The organism is Oerskovia sp. 140933 (assembly GCF_059651515.1).
This window is the reverse complement of record NZ_JAMXIO010000059.1, coordinates 1-8,619: the sequence shown is the minus strand read 5'-3', so window position 1 is coordinate 8,619 and position 8,619 is coordinate 1. Positions and strand designations below refer to the sequence as shown.

The following is an 8,619-nucleotide window of genomic DNA, read 5'->3' as shown; positions in this document are numbered from 1 at the left end:
ACTCGGTCTCGACATGACGACGGGCCCGACTCCTGCAGGAGTCGGGCCCGTCGTCATGTCCGCGCCTCAGACCCAGCGCATGTCCTTCTCGATCTTCGCGATCGCCTTCACGACGCGTTCGCTGTTGCTACCGCCGCGGTGGGGAAGGGCCTGCTCCATCCGGGCCAGGTACTCGTCCTGGGGCCTGCCGCCGTCGCCGACGATCGCCTCCACGGAGGAGAGGACCGACTCGGCGTCCGTGTGCACCGGTCCGAACCCGTCGCGGGCGTAGTCGAAGTACCCCACCCGCATGGTGTGCCCACCCCCGAAGACCCGGTCCCTGTCGAACTGGTAGTAGACGCTCGGTCGCCTGATGACCGCGGCGTCGAAAGCGACCGACGTGTAGTCCGTCACGAGGACCTTCGCCCGCGCGATCATCTCCTGGACGTCGACGCTCTCGTAGCTGCCGACCGTGACCCAGTCGGGCAGGCCCCAGGCCCCGAGATAGGGCGAGAGGTTGGGGTGAGGCATGAGGACGATCTTGGATCCTGTTTCTTCGGACAGAACTCGGAGACGGTCAGAACAAAGAAGGTCACGCCATGCGAGTGCGAAGTCTGAGGCAGCGAACGACGGGTCGACGGAACGTGCGCCGGGGGCGGTAGTGTGCTCTCCAGCCAGATAGTGACGCCACGTGGGCATGACGAGAATCGTGTCCCGTTGACCTTCCAACTCCATCCCCAGCCTAAGCAGGCGATCATGACGAGGAAGCCCCGCTCGGACAACCTCACGCGACGTCAGGTCATAGGAACTACCGTCACCAACGATCGAGTCGTATTCGGCCATCGTCGTCGCCACAAAGAGACGAATCGGCTTCCCGTTGAGCCAACGCGAGAGATCGTTCTGGATCACACCGTGCTGGAGGAACACCAGACGCCATCGAAGACGACCAATTCCCTTCATCTCCGGCGGGCTATAGACAACGCCGTCTGCATGAGAGGAGACCACGAAAGTGGCGTTGAGTGCGAGGAGCTTCCATACGAAGGACCCGTACGGCACGACACGCTTGTATCCCTCGCGTCGCAGGCGCTTCCAGTCCGCTGTCCCTCGCCGGATAACGAACCACCCGTTGATCTCACGGTGCTTCGCCCGCAGGTGCTTGAACAGATGCTCGGCGCTGTCGGACGCGTTGGCCTCACGGTCCATGAGAACCCACGCGTCGGCGAAGTAGCGACGGACCAAGTTCGACTCTGCAATCCGGCGGATCCGAGCCCCCCTACGGGCGGTTCGCGCCTTCTCGCCGAAGGCCCGTCCCCACCATCCATTCGAATTGTTGGACCGCTGGGTCCCAGCTTGAGGCTTACGGAATCTCGGGACGTTGCCGAAGGCCCTGTCGACATCCGCCGCCCGAATGACGGTCGGCGCGACCTGCAGCGCTTGTCTCACAATCGGCCTTGCCGCCCCATCGAGTCGGACCTCGATCGTACCGCGCATGGGCAACCAAATGATGCGCTCCCATAGCATCAGACGCTCTGCATGCTCAATCTTGCGATATTTCGCCCTGCCCGTGGTCACAACCCGACCCGAAACGAATATCTCCTCTTTCGGACGTCGCCCCACGAAGTGATACGTCAGTCGAACCCAGCGCTCCATCGTGTCGATGGACTCAATCGTCACGGTCGGCGCCACCCAGTCATCGGCCGCCAGGCCGCGCTCAAGCACGAGGCGACGGACCAGCGGCATCGGTGTGATCGCATAGGAGCGGATTGCATCTATACTTATGTGCGCTCGAATCTTTGTCATGAGATCGAGGTACTCATCGCCGACGCCCAGCATCGCCGCGTTTCGGCCGTGGATCGCATCATCCGACGCCAACAACCACTGCATTTCATAAATTGCGAGCGTCTGGAGCCATGGGGGCACAAACCCTCGCGTGCCTATAGCTGTTTCGAGAAGGTCAAGGTATCCATGGCGGAGGACCGTGGTGAAGCGTTCCTTGCGCATGAGCGAACCGTCGATCTGCGAGGTCTTGTCTGCCCGCTTGCGATAACGGTAAAAGGCGTCGGCGATGAAAGCGATCCTCGGAGTCTCGAACTGTAACAGGTACCGGGTGATAAAGTGCGCATCCTCAGAGACGGGTTTGAGGTTCTCGTTGAAACGAAGGCCTGAATCCAACAGGTGCGACATCTTGAGAAAGGACGTCGCCGCCGAGAGATGAAAGTGGTCCGGGAAGCGAGAAATATCGACGACAGTGCTCCGACGTGCGAACCGAAAGTTCAAGGGGTGCCCATCAGAGGTCCGCCCGGTCGCTTCGAAGAAGAACCTCAGCTTGGTGGCGGCCATGTGCGCCTCAGGATGCTCCCCGAGGTACTGACGAACTGCTTGAAAATAGCCCGGTTCAAGGACGTCGTCAGGGTCTGCGAACGTCACCCACGGTGTCGTGACCCTGGCAAGACCTGAATTTCGCGCGGCAGCGGCCCCCGCATTCTCCTGATGAATCACTTCGACCAGCCCAGGAGTACGCTCGGCCCACGCGTCAAGCAGGGCGCCGCTGCGATCAGGCGATCCATCATCGACCGCAATGACACGCACCCCCGCAAGCTCCTCGCCCTGGTCCTCCAGCGAGCGAACGAAGTCGCTGAGATATTTCTCGGCTCCGTACACCGCGGTAACTACCGTCAGCCACGGACGGGACTGATCGAGGCCGATCTCGTGCGGCTCTCCAGCGGGGTCCGTCTCGACCGCGCTCCCCACTGCTTGCATCACTTCGGTCATCCCCATGTTCGAGTACTCGCGTCCCGCATCGGACGTCGAGGACATCCTAGAGGCTGCCGAAGGCCCTTCCGGCTGCCTCTCGCCCCCCGGTCCCGGGGACGGCAGGAACACGTGGGGTCGGTCGGTTGGGCGGCGACGGGGGGATGGCGACAGGGGCATCGCTCGTCGGCGTATCCAGCTCGTGGACGGCGTGCAGAACGCGCTCGCACGCCCCGTCGTCCGGGGCGGGGAACGCCGCTGCGGCCCGCTCCTGGTAGAGCGGGGAGAGCTCGAACCCGTCCTGGGCGATGTCGCGCAGAGCGGCGAGAAGAGCCTCCTCGGTCTCGACCACCGGGCCGAACCCGTCCTCCGGATAGCCGAAGTACCCCTGGCGGACCGTGTGGGTCCCCCCGAACGCCTCGGCCTGATCGAACTGGTAGTACGCCATGGGCCTGCGGATCAGCGCGGTGTCGAAGACGATGGACGAGAAGTCCGTGACGACCACGCGCGCGCTGACGAGCACCTCCTGGATGTCGTTGCCGGCGTAAGTGAGCACCTCGACGCGGTCAGGCACGTCGAGGCTGGCGAGGTAGGGCTGGATGTTGGGGTGCGGCATGAAGGCGATCCGTAGCCCGTGGTCGGACGCAAAGGCGCGCAGCTCCTCGGAGCGCAGCAGCCCCCACCAGGCGCGGGCGTAGTGCGTCTGCTCGAAGTCCTCCCGGAGCGCGCGCCGTCCGGTCGCGTCCGCCTGGCCCACCAGGAGGTACTCCCGCCACGACGGGACCAGGAGCAGACGGTCCTGGCGGACGGACCCCGACCGGTCGAGCGAGACGAGTCGGTCGTGCCGAGGCAGACCCGTCAGGACCACCTCGCGGGGCGTGTACCTGTACAACCCTCCATCCCCCGCGATCGACGCGAACTCCGCGGGCGTCGAGGTGACGAAGAGATCGAAGGTGCGCCGGTTGAGCCAGCGCGACAGGTCGGTCGCGATGACCCCGTGCTGGAGAAAGACGAACTTCCAAGACCGCCGTCCGAAGGGCCGGAGCGCCTCGGGGTTCGAGACGTACGGGCCGGCCTGCGAGGACAGGACGTGCGTCGCGTTGAGGCACACGAGCTTCCACCGGAGGGAGCCGTAGGCGAGGACCTGCGCGCCGTGGTCCGCGCGAAGACGCTTCCAGTCCGCGGTCCCCCGCTCGACGGCGAAGAACGCCCGGTGGTCCGGCCTGGTCCGGCGCAGGTGGGCGAACAGGTGTTCGGCATTGTCGTTGGCGCTCTCGACCCGGTCCAGCAGGACCCAGGCCCCGGCAAAGCGCCGACGCACGGCACCTGTCCCGGCCAGCATCAGCACGAGCTTCTCGCGCCACCACGACGGGCTCGCGAGCTTGCGTGCCTGCTGCCCGGGCGTCAGGCTCGGCGCATCCTTCCTCGGGGCGAAGGCCGCCGCGACGGCTGCGGCCGTCCACCGACGCCGCGGTTCGCGCGGTCGCGTCCGCGCCACCCGGACGGTGGCTCCGTCGAGCTCCAGCCGCACGTCCTGCCCGTGCTGCACCCACAGGATGCGCTCACTGACGAGGGTGCGGCCCGCGTAGGCGTGGGACCGCGTCTTGGCCCATCGAGGGCGCGAGGGCGCCCCGTCGACGAGGACCTCCTCGGCCGGGAGGTCGCCCGTGAACAGGTACGCGAGGCGGACGAGTCTCCGCGGTCGGTCACGAGCCTCGAGCAGGGCGGTCTCCTCGTGCCAGGCCCTTCCCCGGAGCCCGTGCTCGATCGCCGCCCGTCGCACGGGCGGGACCTGGGCCTCGTCGAGGACGTCGGTGCTCAGCCGGGCGCAGACCTGGGACAGCAACGCGTGGAACTCGGTCGAGAGGTGGTGCATCTCAGCGTTCATCTGCCCGCTCAGCGCCTCGTCGGCCCGGAAGTACCACTGCAGGTCCGACAGCACCATGTGCTGCGCCCACGGCGGGGCGTCGTCCCCCAGGACGACGAGGTGCCCGTCCCGGAGCGACTCGACGAACCGTCGCGGGTCGGCGAACGACGACCGTCCGCCCGTCAGCTCGTCGTCCCGCTCCCCGAACACGTAGGAGGCCCCTGGCACCCACGCGACGGTGGGAGCCGACGCTGCCCGCAGCGCCCCGGCCAGCAGCCGCGCGTCGGCGAATCCCGCGGCGAGGCGCGCGTCCAGGCGCGGCCCGGCGGAGCCCAGGAGGTCGGCACGGACCGCCGAGTCGCGCAGGAGGGTCGGGGCGAGCTCGGGCTGCCGGCGCAGGTCCACGAGGTGCAGAGCCTCCGAGCCGGCGTCCTCGGCCGACACCCCGCGGAGCACTGCCGCCTCCGGAAGGGCCGTCGCTCCTTCCAGGTATCGCTTCCATGCCCCGGGAAGAGGCAGGTCTCGGACGTCGGGGACGTGGACCCAGGTCTGCGTGGCCGGCCATCCGGTCGGCAGCGGGGCCGTGAGCACGGCGTTCCGCCCCTCGATCAGGTCGTCAGGCCCGTCGACGAGCTCGACGGTCGGGGCGTGCGCCGCGGCCCAGCGCGTGGCCAGAGCCCGGACCTCCGCGTCTGAGCTCACGAGGAGGACCCGTGCCCGATCCCCCAGCCCCTCGAGGTCCGGCTCGATACCGGCCAGGAACGTCGCCACGGTCGCGGGGTCGGCCCCCAGGACCACTCCGACGAGCAGGTGGGCGGGGTCGGCAGCTCTTCGCGATTCCATGTCTTCCTTCGTTGCGGTCGTGCGCTGCGCGGTAGTCTACGGCCGCGGCGACCGGCCTCCGGACAGGCCCTAGACTGCCACCCATGCCGATCACCCTCACCTCCCTGGAACCCTACGAGGACGAGGCAGGAAACCGTGTCGAGTACTCAGGCCCGGCATCGCACGGAACTGTGCAGATCGTGTTCCGCGGATCCAACAACTGCGTCGTCATCGCCCCTGACGCGATGGTCAACAAGCTCCGGCTCACCTTCGACGCCGACAACGGTACGTTCACCCTGGGCTCCCGCCCTCGCTCCGGAAGCGCGGACTTCACAGTCCGGATCGCGCAAGACTCGGCCGTCCGTATCGGCGATGGTGTGACGACCACGACGCCGTTGTTGATCTCTGCCGTCGAAGGCACGAGTGTGACCGTCGGTGACGACGTGATGTTCGCGAGTGCCAACCAGCTGCGGGGTGACGACGGTCACCCCATCTTCGACATCCGCACCGGGGTCCGAGTCAACCCGGCTCGGGACATCACTATCGGGGACCACGTCTGGATGGGACGTGAAGCCGTGGCGCTGGGCGGTGCCGACATCGGTCGCGGGTCTGTGATCGGCTTCCGTTCGCTGGTCAAGGGACGCATCCCCAACAACGTCATCGCGGCGGGCACTCCCGCCCGGGTTCTCCGACGCGACATCGCTTGGGAGCGCCCACACCTCGGCTTCGCCAAGCCGCACTACAAGCCCGACGCATCGACGATCAAGACGTCGACATACTGGGAGCTCACGGAGGACTACGGCGATGATGCTCCCCACATCACCAAAAGGCCCTGGGTCGAACGGCTGCGCTCCCAGGCGCAGAGAGCCCTTCGTCGAACCCGGCGCTGAGCGCTGTCCGTCACCCCGCCAGGCGCTGCCCCATCGCAGCACCGACCTCCGGCGCGAGCGTCGCAGCAAAGGTTGCCGACAGGTGCCCATGATCAAAGAATGTGACGACCCCTCCCAGCACCGGCGCGCAGAAGCCGTCGGGGCATAGGAGGTCGTTGACGTCGAGAACGGTGACGAGGCCGCTGGAGTCATCGGCACCCGCCTCGGACAGCGGGTCACGTTCGATCCCGTCGGCGAGGTCCATGCCGCACGCGCTCGTGTCGCCCTCGGCCGTCTCGAGGCACGTCGGGATGTCCACCGTGGCCGCAGGGGTGTCACGGATCACGAGGACCGGGGTGCCCGACGCTGCGATGCGTCCCAGCACCGTCGCGTACGAGGCGCGAGCGACGTCGCCCTTCTGGTCGGCGGGCACCCCGACCAGCTCGGCGTACGTCCGGTCGGACATCACGACCAGGTCGAACGTGCCGTCGGACACCTCGTCGACCGCCCACTGGTTCGTCTCGAGGCACCCGTCGGTCGCCCGCTGGTCGTCGAAGACGACCGGTACGTCGACCGTGTAGCAGATCGATTGCAGGTAGGTCGTGAGCTGCCAACCCTTCTCCTCGACGGCAGGGAGCATCGCCGGGACCCAGTGCCCGGCGTGCGAGTTCCCCAGAATCGCAACACGAGCCGTCGGTGTCGAACTCCCGTAGGTGCACGTCGTACGGGTCTCGAAGGGCGGGCTGTTCCAGCACCCGTCGGCGTAGACGATCGGCTTGTCGGTCTTGGCAAACGTGGGCGAGGTGACCAGCTCCTCCCCCTCGAGCTCGCACGTCCTGTCTCGTGCGGCACCTGCGCCCAGGCACTGCTGGGCGCGCTCCGCCGCAGCCTCCGCCGCCGCGGCCGCCGACCGTGCGTCGGCCACGGTCTTGACGTGGAGCGCTACCGCGGCGCCTCCGACCACCAGGGCCGACACCACGAGCAGCGCGAAGGTCCTGCGCAGGCGCCCCTTGATCCAGGGGTCGTCGCGCAGCGGGTCCTCGACCCACCGCTTCGACAGCTCTGCCAGCAGCAGGGCCACCAGCACGAGGACCACCTTCTCCGACCAGGTCGACGGGTGCCCCAGCACGAACGGCGCGACGACGATCAGCGGCCAGTGCCACAGGTAGAGCGAGTAGGAGACCCCACCGAGCCACTGCACCCAGCGGTGGGCGAGGCCACGCCCAGGGCCGTGCCGGAGGTCGTCGGGAGCCGCGGCGATGACCATCGCGGTACCGAGGGTCGGGAGGGCTGCGGCAGCACCGGGGAAGGGCGTCGAGGCGGAGAAGGACCAGACGGCCACGGCGATCATCCCCAGCCCCGACCACGCCAGGACCACCCGAGCCGTGGGGTGGAGCCGTAGCGGCCGCCAGGCGACGAACGCGGCGAGCACCGCTCCGATGCCGAGCTCCCAGAAGCGCGTCGTGGAGACGAAGTACGCGGCGGGCGGGTTCGTGCCCGTCAGGTGGACCGACCAGGCGAACGACGCCAGCACCACGGTCCCGACGACCGCCAGCGGGAACCACCGGAGGCTGGACCGGCGCCTGGCGACGAACCAGGCGCCGGCCCCCAGCAGGATCGGCCACAGGATGTAGAACTGCTCCTCCACGGACAGGGACCAGTAGTGCTGCACCGGTGAGGCCATCTCCCCCGCGGCGAGATAGTCCGTCGACGACCACGCGAGCACCCAGTTCTCCAGGTAGAACGTGGAGGCGAGGACCTCGCGCGCGACCGTCGTGTGCACGGTCGCGGGAAGCCAGACGACCGTGGCGACGAGAGACGCGAGCAGGACGACGCTCGCTGCCGGGATCAGCCGACGCACCCGGCGCGCCCAGAACCCCAGGAGGTCCTTGACGGACCGCACAGGGCGACGCAGCAGGTGCGAGGTGATGAGGAAGCCCGAGATCACGAAGAAGACGTCGACGCCGACGAACCCACCGGTCAACCGGTGAGGCCAGAGGTGGTAGAGCAGGACGGCCGCGACGGCGATCGCCCGCAAGCCCTGGATGTCTGCGCGTTGGGTGCCGGCGGTCGAGACCGTCTGCGACGGCGGCTCGTCGACTCGCCGCAGGCTCGTCACGTCGGTGCTCATGGAACTTCACTCTCTGGTTGGCCCGTCGGACACGGGACACGTCCGAGTCTGCGATGGTGCACCTCAAGTCGGGACGACTCGAAGGCGTGGACGGTCATTGACCGCCTAGATGTACTGACCAGGACCGTTGTTGACGTGAAGAGAGACCTCCGTGTCGAGTGGGAGCTGTCTAGGAACCCGGCTCTGACCAACGGAGGTCT

The 8,619-nt window shown here is 67.5% G+C and carries 4 protein-coding genes; 1 reads left to right on the top strand and 3 read right to left on the bottom strand.

Annotated elements, in window-relative coordinates:
* Positions 1–66 precede the first annotated feature (66 nt).
* Complete coding sequence (locus NHG27_RS18700; protein ID WP_497017325.1) at positions 67–2,796, bottom strand: bifunctional glycosyltransferase/CDP-glycerol:glycerophosphate glycerophosphotransferase; 2,730 nt, start codon at positions 2,794–2,796, stop codon at positions 67–69.
* Between the two features lies 1 nt (position 2,797).
* Positions 2,798–5,440 carry a CDP-glycerol glycerophosphotransferase family protein gene (locus tag NHG27_RS18695; RefSeq protein WP_497017324.1) on the bottom strand — a complete coding sequence of 881 codons (2,643 nt, stop codon included), beginning with the start codon at positions 5,438–5,440 and terminating at the stop codon, positions 2,798–2,800.
* Positions 5,441–5,523: 83 nt separating this feature from the next.
* On the opposite strand from NHG27_RS18695, the gene NHG27_RS18690 reads away from it, so the two are divergent.
* Positions 5,524–6,309: an acyltransferase gene (locus NHG27_RS18690; RefSeq protein ID WP_497017323.1), complete on the top strand. Its 786-nt coding sequence runs from the start codon at positions 5,524–5,526 to the stop codon at positions 6,307–6,309.
* A gap of 10 nt (positions 6,310–6,319) precedes the next feature.
* Here the strand turns inward: NHG27_RS18690 and NHG27_RS18685 are convergent, their stop codons facing one another.
* Positions 6,320–8,419 (bottom strand): acyltransferase family protein, encoded by a 2,100-nt coding sequence (locus NHG27_RS18685; protein ID WP_497017322.1) that lies wholly within the window; start codon positions 8,417–8,419, stop codon positions 6,320–6,322.
* Positions 8,420–8,619: the final 200 nt, after the last annotated feature.